The following is a 15,057-nucleotide window of genomic DNA, read 5'->3' on the forward strand; positions in this document are numbered from 1 at the left end:
GCGCCCGGCCTCGTCGCTCGCGGCGGGGCGGGCCGGTGGCTCCTCCCACCCAGGCTAGGCAGCGCGCGGCGCCGTCGCACTCCCGACCGCCGCGCACCGCCGCACCACCCACCGCCGCCCGAGGCCGTCCCGTCAGCGTCCGTCGACCGCCGGGTGGCGCCGCCGGTCGACCAGGTCCGCCCCGATCAGGCCCGCCGCCCGGCGCAGCTGCCTGCGGAGATCGGCCACGGCGGCCTCCGTCTCCGCGGGGAAGGAGTGCGCGGCGGTGGCCGCCAGCGTCGCGGGAAGGTCGCGCAGGGCGGCCCGCAGGACCCCGGCGAGCCGTTCGAGGTCGCCGAGGGCCAGCCTGCTCTCGTCCGGTTCCGGGGCGGGGCCCGGCCGGTCGACCGGCTCGCGGCGCTCCCACTCGGCGACGCTGCTGGGGACGTAGCCGAGCTCGGCCCGGGCCGCGGTCAGGGCCTTCGCGGTCGGCCTGGCGCCGTGGGCGAGGACCTTCTCCACCACCTCGCGGACCTGCTCGGCGCCGTACTCGCGCAGGACGGGCACCAGCACCCGGGCCTGGGACTCGCGGAGCACCAGGTTGCCAAAAGCCGGATTTGGCAACAGCGCGGCCTGGACGGGGATCATCTCCAGCAGGCGGTGCGCGTAGGACCGGGACAGGTTCCAGCGCTCGGTCAGGTACTCGTCCCAGGTGGCATGGGTCGCCTTGTACAGCCTGCGGTCGTGGATCTCCCACAGCGCCGGCCCGGCGTGCTGGGCGAACCGCAGGTGCGCGGCCTGCTTGTCCGACTCGAACTGGGCCTCGGCCTGCCGGACCGCCTCCACCCCCTCGGCCTGCGCGGCGGCGACCCGCGCCTCCAGCTCGGCCAGGGTGCACTCGCCGAGCCGGACCGGCACGGCGGGGGAGTCCGGCGCGTCGGGGCGTGCGGCGGTACGGCGGCTGCCCGGGCGGTTGCCGATGAGCAGGGTCTCCGGACCGGCCAGGGTCGCGGTGCTGTCGGGGCGCTGAAGGCGCGGGCGCTCGCTCATGCGGCGGCCTCCTGGAGGTGCTTGACCTTCGTGGCGAGCTTCGCGAAGTCGTCCGCGACCTCGCGGGCGGGAACGGTCCGCAGCGAACGCAGCGGCGCCACGGAGTCGGCGGCGGCCTTGACGACGGCCCGCTCGCGGATGTGCGGCGCCCACACCAGCCCGGGGAAACAGGCGTCGAGCCCCTCGATCTGGAAGTCGTGCACGCCGAGGCCGGTGCGCACCCGCGACGGGACGACCCCCGCCACCCGTAGCCGCGGGTTGCTGAGGTCGTCGGCGTGGTCCCGGACGAAGTTCAGGACCCGCACGGCGCCCTCGATCCCGTCGAACTCCGGCTCGGCCACGATGAGCACCACGTCGGCGGCCACCATCGCGAGCTGGGTCAGGTGCCCGAGGGACGGCGGGCAGTCGAGCAGCGTGATCCTGCGGTCGTCGCACCCCGCCAGCGCCCGTCTGAGCCGCTTCACGGCGCCGACCGTGCCGGCCTCGGAGATCCGGTTCTCCAGCTCGAACCTGGCCGGCAGGACCCGGATCCGCCGACCGTAGATCCCGCCCCAGCCGCAGGGCACGTACGCGTCCCTGGCCGCCCCCAGGGCGTCGCACTTGATCGCCTCGCTGATCGTCATCTGGTCCGGCTCCGGCCGGGCACCCAGCCGGCGGGAGGCGTTGCCCTGCGGGTCGACGTCGGCGACGTCCACCTCCTCGCCGGCCTCGGCCAGGGCGGCGGCGAGATTCACCACCATCGCCGACTTCCCCGAGCCGCCCTTGTTCTGACACACCGCAATCCGCATTCGGGCTTCCTCTCCGCCGCGCTCCGGCCACCGTGAGGGGTGGGCCGTGCTCGCAGAGTAACTATCCGATCACCCAACAGCCCGGACGGCCGCCCGCCCCGGACAAGGAACACCCGGACGGCGGCCGGAAGGCCCAGCTCTCCGCCGCCCCCGCGTGCTCAGCCGCGCAGCGCGTGCCCCCCGAAGCCGGTGCCGCCGCCCGCCTCCTGCCACCACCGTTCGACCGCGGCCTGGTCCATCGCCTCCCACCGCGGGGTCTCCTGGACCTGCGCCCGACCGAGGCTGCGGCCGAGTTCCAGCACGGCCCGGCCGACCGGCGCCCGTTCGGCGTCGTAGCGCTGCAGGGCCTCCTCCCAGCTTGTCGCGCCGGCCAGGGCGCGCTCCAGCACGCTGGCGTCCTGCAGTGCCTTGATCGCGCCGCTGCCGGTGTGCGGGCGGGCGATCGAGGCCGCGTCGCCGACGAGGGCGAGCCGGCCGTGGGCGAAGTGAGGCGCGGCCATGTCGTACATCGGCTGCACGAAGGCCTGGTTGGGGTCGGTGAGCCGGACCACCTCCTGCCAGAACGGCGGGAAGTGGCGTTCCATCAGGGCGTCCTGGTACGCGGCGAGCTCGGCGGTGAGGTCGCGGCCCGGCGCGGCGGCCGGGTCGTCGAAGCGCAGGACGGCGGAGGCGGGCGGGGTGGCGTAGAAGACCCAGTTGACGTCCGTCCCGGCGCCGCCCGGGCCGGGGATGCGATAGACGATCATGTGGCCGCCGGGGAACACCACCGTCGTCGCGTCCCGGTCCGCGAACGCCTCCGGCGGGCCGGGGAGCCGGTCCGCCGGCAGCGTCCCGCGCCAGGCCAGGTAACCGCCGTAGCGGGCGACCGCGTCCGGGTAGAGCGCGGCCCGGACGACCGAGCGGTAGCCGTCCGCGCCGACCACCATGTCGAATCGCTCCTCGCTCCCGTCCGCCAGGCACACCACCGCGCCCGCCGCGTCCGGGACCACCCGGCCGACGGCGGCGCCGGTGCGGTAGTCGACACCGGCCGGGATCCGGCTCCGCAGCTCCTGCCAGAGCGAACCCCAGTTGTACGAGCGGAACGGGAACGGCAGGACACCGATCTCCCGGCCCGCGCGCCGCTCCCCGTCGCGCACCACCCAGGGCCGGCGCGCGAGTTGGACCCAGGGCATGCCGGCGTCGAGATGACCGGCGGCCTCCAGTTCCGCGTACCGGTCGTTGTGGAGTGCGAGCCCGACGCCCCGGTCCTGGAGCCGCCCGGCGGCCCGCTCGAACACCACGACCTCGTCCGCACCCGTCCGCGCCGCGGCGAGTGCGGCCGCGCAGCCCGCCACGCTCCCGCCCACCACGGCCACCCGTCCTCCGCGCACCGCATGTTCTCCCGCCGCTGTCGTGCAGACCGTCGTCCGACCCCGGGAGCCTTCGCGGCGATGCGGCCCGCGAAACGGTTTGTGACGCAGTAGTCGACCGGGCGGGGCCGGACGGCTCTCACGGCGCGGCGGTGGTCTCCACCATCGGCAGGGTGTCTCCGTCCGGGCCGAGTTCGCAGACGAGGGCGGGCGAGCCGGCCGCGGGGCGGTCGATCCGGACCCGGAACGGCTCGTCGGGACGGCCGGGCAGCGCGCCGGAGAGCGTCCGCGGCAGGGTGCCCGGCCCGTGTTCCCGGTGGAAGGCGATCTCCCGGCCGTCGACCAGCAGCTCCGTCTCGGTGATCCAGCCCGACCGGATGTTCACGGTGACGGAGTGCCCGGCCCGGTCGGCGTGGAAGCTGTGGCGGTGGCGCATGGCACTCCCGGGCGTGAGATCCCCCGGACGGGCCGGGGGATCTCACGCCGGACGCCGTCCCGACCGGCCCGGCGGGCCGACGCAGGTGGCGGGTCAGTTCGGGGAGGGCTTGAGGACGACGAAGTCCGCGCCGGAGGGGTCGAGGCAGACGGCCAGCCGGCCGACGCCGGGTACGTCCTCGGGCCCCATCTGGACGCTGCCCCCGCTACCGGTGACCTCGGCGACCGTCGAGTCGCAGTCCGCGACCGCGAACACCGGGTGCCAGTACGCCCGCCCGCCGGTCAGCGCCAGGTGCTCCGCGGCCAGCTGCATCAGGCCGCCCTGCATCCGCTCCTGGGGGAGTGCGGCCGGGGTGATCAGCCAGTACGTTCCCTCTGCGCCGGGCATCGGCATGGCCTCGGTCTGCCAGCCGAAGAGTTCCCCGTAGAACTGCCGGGCGGCGTCCGCGTCGGTCGTGTAGAGCTCCGTCCAGCTCAGCGTGCCCGGCTCGTCGACGGCCTCCAGACCGGGTTGGGCGGCCGGCTGCCAGACCGCGAACTGCCCGCCCTGCGGGTCGGTGAACTGGGCCATTCGCCCGTCCTCGCCGGCGTCCATCGGCTGGACCCGGACGGTGCCGCCCATGCGCTCCACGGCCTGCGCCGTCGCGTCGGCGTCGGGGGTGTTGAAGTAGAGCATCCAGGCGGAGCGGGCGCCCTCCTCGTTGAGCGGGCCGACCGCGCCGACCGTCTTCCCGCCGTGGCGGAACGAGGTGTACCCGCCCGCCTCCGGGCCGTACGACTGCGCCTCCCAGCCGAACACCGCGGTGTAGAAGGCCGTCGCCGCGTCGACGTCGGGCGCGCCGAGGTCGAGCCAGCACGGGGAGCCGGGCACGAAGTCGGTGGTGATCATGGGGGACTCCTTCCAGAGATCCATCGGGAGCCAGCCTGACACCGGGCACCGCCGCCCGCCTGTCGGCCGCGAGCCGCTGACCGGCTTCACCCTGGCCGGTCCGGACGGGTAGGTTGGCGCGCCGTGGGCTGCACGGCGCTGTGCCGGGTCCGGGAGGGCGGTGGCGTGATGGGTTCGCAGGCGGTCGTGGACTGCGCGCTGTACGAGGACGGCCGGCGGCTGCCGGGCCGGGTGGACCTGGCGGACGTGCTGAAGCGGATAGGCGAGCAGCCGGGCCGGTTCGTCTGGATCGGCCTGTACGAGCCCACCGCCGAGCAGTTCGACGAGATCGCGGCCGCCTTCGAGCTGCACCCGCTGGCCGTGGAGGACGCCGTCCGTGCCCACCAGCGGCCGAAGCTGGAGCGCTACGGGAACACGCTGTTCCTGGTGCTGAAGACGATCGTCTACGTCGCCCACGACCGGGTGACGGCGACCAGCGAGATCGTCGACACCGGGGAGATCATGGTCTTCGCCGGGCCCGGGTTCGCGATCGTGGTGCGGCACGGCAGCGCCCCGGCGCTGACCGGGGTGCGGCGGGAGATGGAGGCCGCCCCCGAGCTGCTGGGCCTGGGTCCGGTCTCCGTCCTGCACGCGGTGGCCGACCACGTGGTCGACCACTACCTGGAGGTCGCCGACGCCTTCGAGCGGGACGTGGAGGAGCTGGAGACCGCGGTGTTCTCGCCCGAGCGGACGGACGACGCCGGCCGGATCTACCAACTCAAGCGCGAGCTGATGGAGTTCAAGCGGGCCGTGGTGCCGCTCGGGGTCCCGTTGAAGCGGCTGGCCGACGGTTCGCTGCCGGAGGTGCCGGCCGGCCTCGCCGCGTACCTGCGCGACGTCGCCGACCACCACCTGCAGGCGAAGGAGCGGATCGCCTCCTTCGACGAACTGGTCGCCGGCATCCTGGACGCGAGCGTCGCCCGGCTGTCGCTCCAGCAGAACACCGACATGCGAAAGATCAGTGCGGGCGCCGCCCTGGTCGCGGTGCCGACCATGGTGGTGGGGATCTACGGCATGAACTTCGAGTACATGCCGGAGCTGCACTGGACGTTCGGCTACCCGGCCGTCCTGCTGCTGATCGTGGCGGTCTGCGCCTTCGCCTTCCGGGCGTTCCGCCGCAACGACTGGCTCTGAACCCGGCCGCCCCGGACGGCTCGGTTCAGAGCCAGTCGCGGCGCTTGAAGACCAGGTAGAGGCTGGCGCAGACCAGGGCCATCAGGGCGATCGCGAACGGGTACCCGAAGACCCACTTGAGCTCCGGCATCTGCTCGAAGTTCATGCCGTAGACCGTCCCGATCAGGGTCGGGGCGAACAGGATGGCGGCCCAGGAGGAGATCTTCTTGATCTCGTTGTTCTGGGCGTGCCCGGCCTCGGCGAGCTGCTTCATCTCCTCGTTCTGGGCCTGCGAGACCAGGGTGGCGTTGACGGTGAGGATGTTCTGCAGCATCTGGCGGAAGCCGTCGACCCGCTCGGCGGCGGTGGTGGCGTGGTCGGCGACGTCGCGCAGGTAGCGCCGGAGTTCCTCGTCGGTGCCGTACTTCTCGAAGCCCGCCTCCAGGCTGGCCATGATGTCCAGCAGCGGGCGGGTCGCCCGCTGGAACTCGATGACCTCACGGGAGAGTTCGTAGATGCGCCGGGAGACCCCGGGGTCGCCGCCGAAGACCTCCGTCTCGATCTCGTCGATGTCGTGCTGAAGTCCGGCGATGACCGGCGCGTACCCGTCGACCACCGCGTCCAGGACGGCGTACAGCACGGCCTCGGGGCCGAGCGCGAGCAGCTCGGGGTCGTCCTCCAGCCGCCGGCGGACGGCGGACAGGTCGGGGGACTGCGAGTGGCGGACGGTGACCACGAAGTCCGGGCCGACGAACAGGTGGATCTCGCCGAAGTCGACCTCCTCGTCGTCGTCGAGGTAGCGGGCCGCGCGCAGCACGACGAAGAGGGTGTCGCCGTAACGCTCCAGCTTCGGGCGCTGGTGGGCGACGATGGCGTCCTCGATCGCCAGCTCGTGCAGCCCGAACCGCTCGGCGGCCTCGGTCAGCTGGGCCTCGGCGGGCCGGAACAGTCCGATCCAGGTCATCGTGCCGGGCTTGCCGGGGATCTGCTGGTAGATCTCGGACAGGCTGGCGGGTGCGTCGATCCGGTGGCCGTCGCGGTAGACCGCGGCGTCCACCACCGAGCGTTCGAGCGTGACCGACTCCGTCCGGTGCTCCGTCCTCGGGTCCATCGAGTGTTCGGGCGCCGGCGTCGGCCCGGTGGGGACCGGCCCGGCGGGACGGCTGAACGGACGCTTGCTCGCGCGCACCGCGCGCACACGCCAGTCGGACATGGCAGGAACCTCCACGGATCGGTGTCCGCCACGGAGCCCGGCGACGCCGATCGGCAGCGTCCGCAGGGGAGGCGGGTGGGAGCGCCCCGGAGCGCCCGGCTGTGTCCGGTGCCCGTGCGCGGGCGCCCCGCGCGATCCTGCTGAGGTCAGCGCGGGGAGCTGCGGAGGGGGACGGACGACGGACGGCGGCAGAGGCACAGGGTGTCGGGGCAGGACGGGATCATCCCGGGGTGGGGCCGACTTCGGCCCGGACTACTGCACTCCACTGCTCTCACCTCCTCGCCGTCGGGGCGCCCGCAGGGGTCGCCGGGACTCGGCACACAGGAGATTCCCCCGGGCACGGCGGATACACCGCGGACCGGGTGGGGCACCCCTGAACTCGTCAGAGCTTTGGCACGCCACGGCGTAGCACCCGAGGGGTGCAGCCACTTGGGGTCACCCCTTAGGCCGGGGAGACCTGTCCTGAACCTGGGCGTCTCTCGACGTCGTGGGGTCAGTGGCCTGTGTCCGTGGCGACGCCTCACCGAACGAGGTGCCTGCACAACTGCGCCCAGTGTAGACCCGGCCGACACCGTCACCGACCAGCTTCCGGGCGGCGGCAGTCGACTGGGCGTCAGATGGGTCGGCGCGGATCGGCGGGGGCCGACCGTGCCGGGCGGTCTGGCGCCTCCGGTCGCGGATGCAGTGACGGAAGGGCCGGTGAATTGTTCTGTATGGGCAGATATGGGTGGTCCGACAGGCATATCTTGACGATCCCTTAACGGGTCGCCGCAGGGCGTACCTACTGAGGGGTAGTGCGGCCCGGTCCACCCGTCCGACCTGCGGAAACGTTTCAGCGGATGGTCTCGACCGGGGCGTGTTCCGACCGTTTCGGGGCAGCTTGCCGACTGCTCCCGGCGCCTTACGCTCGCCCGTGTGTTCAATCTGCCCCAGGCGCTCAAGCGCCTTGTGATCGGCCGGGCCATGCGCAGCGAGGAGCTGGGCGAGACCCTGCTCCCCAAGCGGCTGGCGCTGCCGATCTTCGCTTCCGACCCGCTCTCCTCGGTGGCCTATGCCACGCAGGAGATCCTGCTCGTCCTGACCGTGGGCGGTACCGCCTTCCTGTATCTGACCCCGTGGGTCGCGGCCGCGGTGGTCGGGTTGATGGTGGTGGTGGTCGCCTCGTACCGCCAGGTGGTGCACGCCTACCCGAGCGGTGGCGGCTCGTACGAGGTGGTGTCCCGCAACCTCGGCCCGAACTCCGGGCTGGTGGTGGCGGCTTCGCTGCTGGTCGACTACGTGATGACGGTCGCGGTGTCGGTGGCGTCCGGGGTGGACAACATCATCTCGGCGCTGCCGAGCCTGGCGGACTACCGCGTGGCCATGGCGGTCGGGTTCGTCGCGCTGCTGATGGCGATGAACCTGCGCGGTGTCCGGGAGTCCGGCAACGCCTTCGCCGCGCCGACGTACCTGTTCATCGGCGCCATGCTGCTGATGATCGCCACCGGGCTGGTGCGGATGGTGTTCGGTGACGCGCCGGTGGCCGAGAGCGCGGCCTTCGGGATCGCGCCGGAGCACGGCGGGGACACACTGGCGGGCCTGGGTCTGCTGCTGCTGGGCCTGCGGGCGTTCGCCTCCGGCTGCACGGCGCTGACCGGGGTGGAGGCGATCTCCAACGGCGTACCGGCGTTTCGGGCGCCCAAGTCGCGCAACGCCGCGACCACGATGGCGGTCATGGGCATCACCGCGGTGGTGATGTTCGTCGGGGTCACCGCGCTGGCGCTGATCTCGAAGGTGCACTACGTCGACGACGCCTGCCAGCTGACCGGCCTCCCCGCCGACTGCGCCGGCTACACCCAGCAGACCGTGATCGCGCAGCTGGCGGCCTCCGTGTTCGGCGGCAGCGACAGCATCCTGTTCTACGTGATCCAGGCCGCGACCGCGCTGGTGCTGATCCTGGCCGCGAACACCGCGTTCAACGGCTTCCCGCTGCTGGCCTCGATCCTCGCCGAACACCGCTACCTGCCCCGGCAGATGCACACCCGGGGCGACCGCCTCGCGTTCTCCAACGGCATCATCGCCCTCGCGGTGGTCGCCGGCGGCCTGCTCTGGCTCTACAAGGCGGACGTCACCAGCCTGATCCACCTCTACATCCTCGGCGTCTTCACCTCCTTCACGCTCTCCCAGATCGGCATGGTCAAGCACTGGAACCGGGTGCTGGCCACCGAGACCGACGCCCCGGTGCGCGGCGCCGCCCAGCGCTCGCGGATCATCAACGGCCTGGGCGCCGTCACCACCGCCCTGGTGCTGGTGATCGTGCTGCTGACCAAGTTCACCCAGGGCGCCTGGCTGGCCGTGGTCGCCGCGATCGTGCTGTGGCTGATGATGCGCGCCATCCGCCGCCACTACGACACCGTCGCCTCGGAGCTGGCGGTCGAGGACCCGCGCGAGGAGTCCGTCCGCCCCTCCAACGTGCACGGCATCGTCCTGGTCTCCAAGCTCCACAAGCCCACCCTGCGCGCCCTCGGCTACGCCCAGGCCTTCGGCCCGGACACCCTGGAGGCCGTCACGGTCGAGGTGGAGAAGGAGGCGACCGACGAACTGCGCACCCAGTGGGACGAGTTCGACGTGCAGGTGCCGCTCAAGGTGCTGGACTCGCCGTACCGCGAGATCACCAAGCCGGTGGTGCACTACGTCCGTACCGTGCGCCGCACCAGCCCCCGGGACGCGGTCGCCGTCTTCATCCCCGAGTACGTGGTCGGCCACTGGTGGGAGCACCTGCTGCACAACCAGTCGGCGCTCTGGCTGAAGAGCCGCCTGCTGTTCACCCCGGGTGTGATGGTGATCAGCGTGCCCTGGCAGCTCTCCTCCGCCCCCCGCGCCGACCACCCCGCCCGCCGCGCCCCCGGCGCGGTGCGCCGCGGCGAGCCCGTCCGGACGAAGGGCGCCCGCGCGGAGGACGCCCGCGCGGAGGACGTCCGCGCGGAGGACGTCCGCGCGGAGGACGTCCGCGCGGAGGACGTCCCGGAGACGGTCTGACCACCGCTCGCGGAGCCCCGGGACAGCCCGGGGCTCCGGCGCGTCCGGAGAGCGGCGCCGTCGTGGCCGCGGACGGGGCTCGAAGGCCCCTCTCGGCGACACCGGCAACACCACCGGCGGACTGACGGACGGCCGGGTGCCGGCCCCGGCGCGGGGGCGGCACCCGGCCGCGGTCAGCTCGCCCCTCCGATGGAGGGGAAGAGGTCGAGGAAGGGCTGGGTGGTGACCGAGATACCGCGTCCGAACGGGTCGTCGAAGTCCCAGATCAGGAACAGCAGGAACCCGATCAGCGCGCTGAACGCCCCGGCCAGGAACAGCTCGCGCGGGGAGCGGCGGATCTGCAGGGTGAAGATCATGCCCACGGTGACCAGCGCACCCACGATCAGCCCGAACCAGACCACCCCGGGCATGGTCGGCCCGGTGCTCTGCCCGCGGGAGTTGCGGGTCTCGTCGGCGATCGCGATCCGGTCCAGGATCGGCTGGTAGGTCTGGGCCTCCAGGTCGTTCTGCGGGGTGCGCCCGGCGGCGTCCGCGCGCAGCTGCGCCAGCAACCGGGTGCCCTGCGAGGAGATCTCGCCGTGCTCCTTCATGTACGTCCACTCGGTGTCGACCACGAAGGAGACGTACGCGTCGACGTCGGCCCGGAGCCTGTCGCGGAAGTCGGCCGGATAGACCTGGGCCCGTTCGCTCACCTCGTGCAGGGACTGGGCCTCGCGGAGGATGTCGTCCTGGGCGGCGCTGCGTGCCTCCCACACACCCGCGATGGCGAGGCCGAGCACGATCGCGTAGACCACGCCGATCATCATCGTCATGTACTCGATGACGTCCGGGGTCTCCGTCGGGTCGTCGTCCTCGGCGACCCGACGGTGCCTCAGTAAGACGACCGCGACCACGACGGCGCACGCCGCCAGCATGGCGATCGCGAGGGCCAACCACTCCGACATGGCAAACTCCTGTCCGGACAGACGGTGGTGAACCGGTGGTGAGGCCGGTTCAGGACCTGCCGCCGCGACCGCCACCGGCGGTCCGCGAGCGTGGTTTGAGGGCAGCCGCGGCGAGCACCGCCGGGACCGTGACCAGCAGCATGGTGGTGGTCGGCGGGGTGTTCTGGTGCCGCTTCGCCTCGGGTGCGGGCGGGGGCGGCGGAAGCCGGATCGGCTTCGGCGACGGTGTCGGCGGGGCCGGCGCGGGCGGGCTCGGCTCCGGCACCGGCGGCGCGAGCGCGGGTGCCGGGCGGCTCGGCGTCGGCGTCGGAGGGCGCGGCGTGGGCTTCCGGGCGGGCGGCGGCGGTGGGCTCGGCGGCGCGGACGCAGGCTCGATCGTCGTCCGCGGGGCCGGGGCCGGGGCCGGGGTCGGGGTCGGTGTGGGCGTCGGCGGTGGAGTCGGCGTGGGCGTCGGCGTGGGCTTCGGGCAGGGCGGAGGGGTCGGGCAGGGCCGCGGCGGCCTGCCGGGGCCGTGGTGCCCGGGGTGCCCGGGGTGCCGGCCGCCGGAGAGCTCCACCCGGAGGTCCAGGTCGACCTCGGCGCCGGACACCCCGGCCCGGATCGACAGGCAGGCCTCGACGACCGGCCCGGGGTGCTCGGGCCCGTGGGTGGCGGGCCGGTCCTTCGCCGCGGCGGTCGCCCCGCCCGCGAGCACGGTGCAGACGGCGGCCATCCCCACGGCCGCCCCGGCCAGCCGGAGGCGGTGGGCGACCGGGCCCGTGCACGGGAACCGGGGCCCGCGGTGCGGCGGCCCGTCCGCCGGGACCGACTGGTCGGCGGTGGCGTCCACCGGACCGACTGCTCTTCGCACGGCCGTCCCCTCTCCTGGGTGCTCCTGGTGCCTCGTCTCCGGCGTCCGTGGAGGGAGGTTTCTGTGCCCGGACCGACGTCAGGCGGCTCGACCGAGCCGCCTGACGTCCTACCAACTTGGTGAAATGTCTACTAGTTACGGCCGTGCGCGATCTCGACGTTCTCCAGTACGCCCAGCGCGTCCGGGACCAGGACCGCGGCGGAGTAGTAGGCGGTGACCAGGTAGGAGATGATCGCCTTCTCGTCGATGCCCATGAACCGGACCGACAGGCTCGGCTGGTACTCGTCCGGGATGCCGGTCTGGTGCAGGCCGATCACACCCTGGTTGTCCTCGCCGGTGCGCAGCACCAGGATCGAGCTGGTGCGCTCCTTGGTGATCGGGATCTTGTTGCACGGGAGGATCGGTACGCCACGCCAGGCCGGCACCTTGTGGCCGTTCAGGTCGACGTGGTCCGGGTACAGCCCGCGGGAGTTGAGCTCGCGGCCGATCGCGGCGATGGTGCGCGGGTGGGCCAGGAAGAACTCCGAGTCGCGGCGGCGGCTCAGCAGCTCGTCGAGGTCGTCCGGGGTGGGCGGGCCGGAGTGGGTCTGGATCCGCTGGCTGAAGTCGGCGTTGTTGAGCAGGCCGAACTCGCGGTTGTTGATCAGCTCGTGCTCCTGGCGCTCGCGCAGGGCCTCGATGGTGAGCTTCAACTGCTGCTCGGTCTGGTTCATCGGCTGGTTGTAGAGGTCGGCGACCCGGGTGTGCACCCGCAGCACCGTCTGGGCGATGCTCAGCTCGTACTCGCGCGGCTTGAGCTCGTAGTCCACGAAGGCGCCGGGCAGCTCGAACTCGCCGGTGTGGCCGGCCGACATCGGGATCTCGGCCTCGCCGCGCTCGTTCTGCCGCTGCAGCGGGAGCGAGCGGAACTCCTCGATGTGTGCCCGCAGCGCCTCCGAGCCGCCGAGGACGGCCTCGAACTCGCGCCGGGAGAGGGTGAGGACCGTGCCGGCGGTCAGGGTGGTGGCGGTGTACTCCCAGTCGGCGTCGGCGTCGAGCAGGCCCTGCTCGCCGAAGCGGTCGCCGTCGCCCAGGGTCTCCAGGACGGTGGTGTCACCGTACTTGCCGGTGCCGACCTTGTTGATCTTGCCGTGGGCGATCAGGTGGATCTCGTCGGCCGGCGTGCCACGCTCGGCCAGCACCTCGCCGGGCCCGAAGTCCCGCTGGACGCAGCGGTCGGCGAGCGCGGTCAGCACCTCGACGTCCTCGAACCCGCGCAGCAGGGCCAGCTCGCCGAGCTCGCGGGGGATGACCCGGACCTCGGGCCCGGACTTCACGAACTCGATCCGGCCGTCCCCCACCGTGTAGGTGAGCCGCCGGTTGACCCGGTAGGCGCCGCCCGCGGTCTGCACCCAGGGGAGCATCTTGAGCAGCCAGCGGGAGGTGATCTCCTGCATCTGCGGTGCGGACTTGGTGGTGGTGGCAAGATTTCGGGCGGCTGCGGTCGTCAGGCTCGACTGCGGCTGCTGTACCTGCTGTGTCTCCGGGCTCGTGTCCACGGGCATCGGCAGGGCTCCTTCGTCTGGTTTCGTCGCGCCGCCCGGCAGAGATGGCGGTGCATCAGATGTGCGGTGGCAAAGGCAATATGGCGGGGATGGCGAACCGATCCGCCCTAGCGGCACACTAGATCTTCACCGGCTCCCTGAGCCGTCCGGAGGAGTCACTGCTACTCGATCGAGTGAAACCTCAAGATGTTGGGTTGGCGTTCGACCGCCGACGCCCGTAACGCGCGTCCCCCGTCCCCCCCGTGCGAGGAGTTCCGAGGATGGATCTGCTGGAAGCCGCCCACGCCCTGCAGCCCGAGTTGGTGGCCCTGCGCCGGGCCCTGCACGCCGAACCCGAGCTGGGGCTCCGGCTGCCGCTCACCCAGCGCAAGGTGCTGGACGCCCTGGACGGCCTGCCGCTGGAGGTGACCCGCGGTACCGCGCTCGACTCGGTGACCGCCGTCCTGCGCGGCGGCGGCGACGGCCCGACCGTCCTGCTCCGCGGCGACATGGACGCCCTGCCGGTGCACGAGCGCGCCCCCGCCGGTGAGCCGGGCTCGGTGCTGCCCGGGCGGATGCACGCCTGCGGCCACGACCTGCACACCGCCATCCTGGTCGGCGCGGCCCGGCTGCTGGCCGACCGGCGCGAGCAGCTCGCCGGTGACGTGGTGCTGATGTTCCAGCCGGGCGAGGAGGGCGACGGCGGCGCCGACATCATGATCGACGAGGGGGTCCTGACGGCCGCCGGACCGGACCGCCCGGTGGCCGCCGCGTACGCGCTGCACGTCTCCTCGGCCCTGCTGGCGAGCGGTGTCACGGGGATCAGGCCGGGCCCGATCATGGCGGCGGCCGACCGGCTGCGGGTGGTGGTGCGCGGCCGCGGCGGCCACGGCTCCTCGCCGCACGCGGCGCTCGACCCGATCCCGGCGGCCTGCGAGATGGTCACCGCCCTGCAGACCGCGGTCACCCGGACGTTCTCCGCGTTCGACCCGGTGGTGGTCACGGTCGGCACCTTCCACGCCGGTGACGCCCACAACGTGATCCCCGACGAGGCCTCCTTCACGGCCACCGTGCGGAGCTTCTCCCCGGACGCGGCCGCCCGGGCCGCCGAGGTGCTGCCCCGGGTGGTCCGGGGGATCGCGCAGGCGCACGGCCTGGCGGTCGAGGTGGCCTACGAGCAGGACTACCCGGTGACGGTCAACCACCCCGCCGAGGCGGCCTTCGTGGCCGACACCGCCCGGGAGCTGCTGGGCGCCGAGCGCTGCACCGAACTGCCCGACCCGCTGGCCGGCTCCGAGGACTTCTCCTTCGTGCTCAACCGGGTGCCCGGCGCCTACTTCTTCCTCGGCGCCACCCTGCCCGGCCGGGACCCGGACACCGCGCCGTACAACCACTCGCCGGAGGCGGCCTTCGACGAGTCCGTGCTCGCGGACGGCGCCGCGCTGCTGGCGGCGCTGGCCCTGCGGCAACGGGCCTGACGGGCGTCCGTCCCGCGCCGGCGGCGGCGTGCGGCACCGACCGGGGGGAGCATGGACCTGCACGGACGGACCCCCGGACGGGAGCCAGCCATGAGCCGACACCGCCACTTCCACCTGGACCACGCCGGCCACTCGGTCACGCTGAACATCCGCGACGGCCGCAGGACGGAGTACGAGCTGCTCGTCGACGGCAAGGAGGTCGGCTACCAGCGGCGGCGCCGGCACTCCACCGCCGCCGAGCTGCTCTCCGGTGAGCTGCCCGGGGAGCCGCCCCGGGTGTTCGACCTGGAGATCGAGCACCCGGCGGACTCCCGCGAGGAGATCGTCTGCGTCCTGGAGGTGGACGGTGCCCGACGGCCGATGGCCGAGGGCGCGGCGCTCTGAGCACG

At 73.0% G+C, this 15,057-nt stretch carries 13 protein-coding genes and 1 riboswitch; of the genes, 4 read left to right on the forward strand and 9 right to left on the reverse strand.

Annotated elements, in window-relative coordinates:
* Window positions 1-132: 132 nt before the first annotated feature.
* The 5 genes from OG871_RS28395 to OG871_RS28415 form a co-directional block, all read right to left on the reverse strand.
* The gene (locus tag OG871_RS28395) at window positions 133-1,029 is read right to left on the reverse strand and encodes a hypothetical protein (RefSeq protein WP_371500565.1); all 897 of its coding nucleotides are present in this window, start codon (window positions 1,027-1,029) and stop codon (window positions 133-135) included.
* Window positions 1,026-1,817, reverse strand: coding sequence for a ParA family protein (locus tag OG871_RS28400; protein ID WP_371500567.1), 792 nt, complete (start codon window positions 1,815-1,817; stop codon window positions 1,026-1,028). The genes OG871_RS28395 and OG871_RS28400 overlap by 4 nt, the downstream gene beginning before the upstream one ends.
* Before the next feature lie 158 nt (window positions 1,818-1,975).
* Complete coding sequence (locus OG871_RS28405) at window positions 1,976-3,187, reverse strand: FAD-dependent monooxygenase (protein WP_371500569.1); 1,212 nt, start codon at window positions 3,185-3,187, stop codon at window positions 1,976-1,978.
* A 118-nt stretch (window positions 3,188-3,305) separates the two neighbouring features.
* The gene (locus tag OG871_RS28410; RefSeq protein ID WP_371500571.1) at window positions 3,306-3,602 is read right to left on the reverse strand and encodes a hypothetical protein; all 297 of its coding nucleotides are present in this window, start codon (window positions 3,600-3,602) and stop codon (window positions 3,306-3,308) included.
* Window positions 3,603-3,695: 93 nt separating this feature from the next.
* Entirely contained in the window at window positions 3,696-4,490 is a 795-nt protein-coding gene (locus OG871_RS28415) for a VOC family protein (RefSeq protein ID WP_371500572.1), read from the reverse strand.
* Between the two features lie 168 nt (window positions 4,491-4,658).
* On the opposite strand from OG871_RS28415, the gene OG871_RS28420 reads away from it, so the two are divergent.
* The gene (locus tag OG871_RS28420) at window positions 4,659-5,663 is read left to right on the forward strand and encodes a magnesium and cobalt transport protein CorA (protein WP_371500574.1); all 1,005 of its coding nucleotides are present in this window, start codon (window positions 4,659-4,661) and stop codon (window positions 5,661-5,663) included.
* Between the two features lie 25 nt (window positions 5,664-5,688).
* On the opposite strand, the gene OG871_RS28425 is transcribed toward OG871_RS28420, so the two are convergent.
* Entirely contained in the window at window positions 5,689-6,855 is a 1,167-nt protein-coding gene (locus OG871_RS28425) for a magnesium and cobalt transport protein CorA (RefSeq protein WP_371500576.1), read from the reverse strand.
* Between the two features lie 364 nt (window positions 6,856-7,219).
* A riboswitch (M-box (ykoK) riboswitch) is annotated at window positions 7,220-7,394 on the reverse strand.
* Window positions 7,395-7,818: 424 nt separating this feature from the next.
* Here OG871_RS28425 and OG871_RS28430 point away from each other — a divergent pair.
* Complete coding sequence (locus OG871_RS28430) at window positions 7,819-9,873, forward strand: APC family permease (protein ID WP_371503453.1); 2,055 nt, start codon at window positions 7,819-7,821, stop codon at window positions 9,871-9,873.
* A gap of 173 nt (window positions 9,874-10,046) precedes the next feature.
* Here OG871_RS28430 and OG871_RS28435 read toward each other — a convergent pair whose 3' ends face one another.
* From OG871_RS28435 to OG871_RS28445, 3 genes are all read right to left on the reverse strand, one after another.
* Complete coding sequence (locus OG871_RS28435) at window positions 10,047-10,817, reverse strand: hypothetical protein (RefSeq protein WP_371500578.1); 771 nt, start codon at window positions 10,815-10,817, stop codon at window positions 10,047-10,049.
* A 49-nt stretch (window positions 10,818-10,866) separates the two neighbouring features.
* Window positions 10,867-11,667: a hypothetical protein gene (locus tag OG871_RS28440; RefSeq protein ID WP_371500580.1), complete on the reverse strand. Its 801-nt coding sequence runs from the start codon at window positions 11,665-11,667 to the stop codon at window positions 10,867-10,869.
* Between the two features lie 131 nt (window positions 11,668-11,798).
* Window positions 11,799-13,211: a family 2B encapsulin nanocompartment shell protein gene (locus OG871_RS28445; RefSeq protein WP_371500581.1), complete on the reverse strand. Its 1,413-nt coding sequence runs from the start codon at window positions 13,209-13,211 to the stop codon at window positions 11,799-11,801.
* Between the two features lie 260 nt (window positions 13,212-13,471).
* Between OG871_RS28445 and OG871_RS28450 the strand changes: the two genes are divergently transcribed.
* Both OG871_RS28450 and OG871_RS28455 read left to right on the forward strand, forming a co-directional pair.
* The gene (locus OG871_RS28450; RefSeq protein WP_371500583.1) at window positions 13,472-14,668 is read left to right on the forward strand and encodes a M20 family metallopeptidase; all 1,197 of its coding nucleotides are present in this window, start codon (window positions 13,472-13,474) and stop codon (window positions 14,666-14,668) included.
* 90 nt (window positions 14,669-14,758) lie between these two features.
* Window positions 14,759-15,052 (forward strand): hypothetical protein, encoded by a 294-nt coding sequence (locus tag OG871_RS28455; RefSeq protein WP_371500585.1) that lies wholly within the window; start codon window positions 14,759-14,761, stop codon window positions 15,050-15,052.
* Window positions 15,053-15,057: the final 5 nt, after the last annotated feature.

This window comes from Kitasatospora sp. NBC_00374 (assembly GCF_041434935.1).
Classification (GTDB): Bacteria; Actinomycetota; Actinomycetes; order Streptomycetales; family Streptomycetaceae; genus Kitasatospora.

Excerpts from the sequence above, each read along its gene's own strand:
- OG871_RS28410 (WP_371500571.1), bottom strand. The coding sequence starts at position 3,602 with ATGCGCCACCGCCACAGCTTCCACGCCGACCGGGCCGGGCACTCCGTC.
- OG871_RS28420 (WP_371500574.1), top strand. The coding sequence starts at position 4,659 with ATGGGTTCGCAGGCGGTCGTGGACTGCGCGCTGTACGAGGACGGCCGG.
- OG871_RS28445 (WP_371500581.1), bottom strand. The coding sequence starts at position 13,211 with ATGCCCGTGGACACGAGCCCGGAGACACAGCAGGTACAGCAGCCGCAG.
- OG871_RS28400 (WP_371500567.1), bottom strand. The coding sequence starts at position 1,817 with ATGCGGATTGCGGTGTGTCAGAACAAGGGCGGCTCGGGGAAGTCGGCG.
- OG871_RS28455 (WP_371500585.1), top strand. The coding sequence starts at position 14,759 with ATGAGCCGACACCGCCACTTCCACCTGGACCACGCCGGCCACTCGGTC.
- OG871_RS28430 (WP_371503453.1), top strand. The coding sequence starts at position 7,819 with ATGCGCAGCGAGGAGCTGGGCGAGACCCTGCTCCCCAAGCGGCTGGCG.
- OG871_RS28395 (WP_371500565.1), bottom strand. The coding sequence starts at position 1,029 with ATGAGCGAGCGCCCGCGCCTTCAGCGCCCCGACAGCACCGCGACCCTG.
- OG871_RS28435 (WP_371500578.1), bottom strand. The coding sequence starts at position 10,817 with ATGTCGGAGTGGTTGGCCCTCGCGATCGCCATGCTGGCGGCGTGCGCC.
- OG871_RS28450 (WP_371500583.1), top strand. The coding sequence starts at position 13,472 with ATGGATCTGCTGGAAGCCGCCCACGCCCTGCAGCCCGAGTTGGTGGCC.
- OG871_RS28415 (WP_371500572.1), bottom strand. The coding sequence starts at position 4,490 with ATGATCACCACCGACTTCGTGCCCGGCTCCCCGTGCTGGCTCGACCTC.
- OG871_RS28425 (WP_371500576.1), bottom strand. The coding sequence starts at position 6,855 with ATGTCCGACTGGCGTGTGCGCGCGGTGCGCGCGAGCAAGCGTCCGTTC.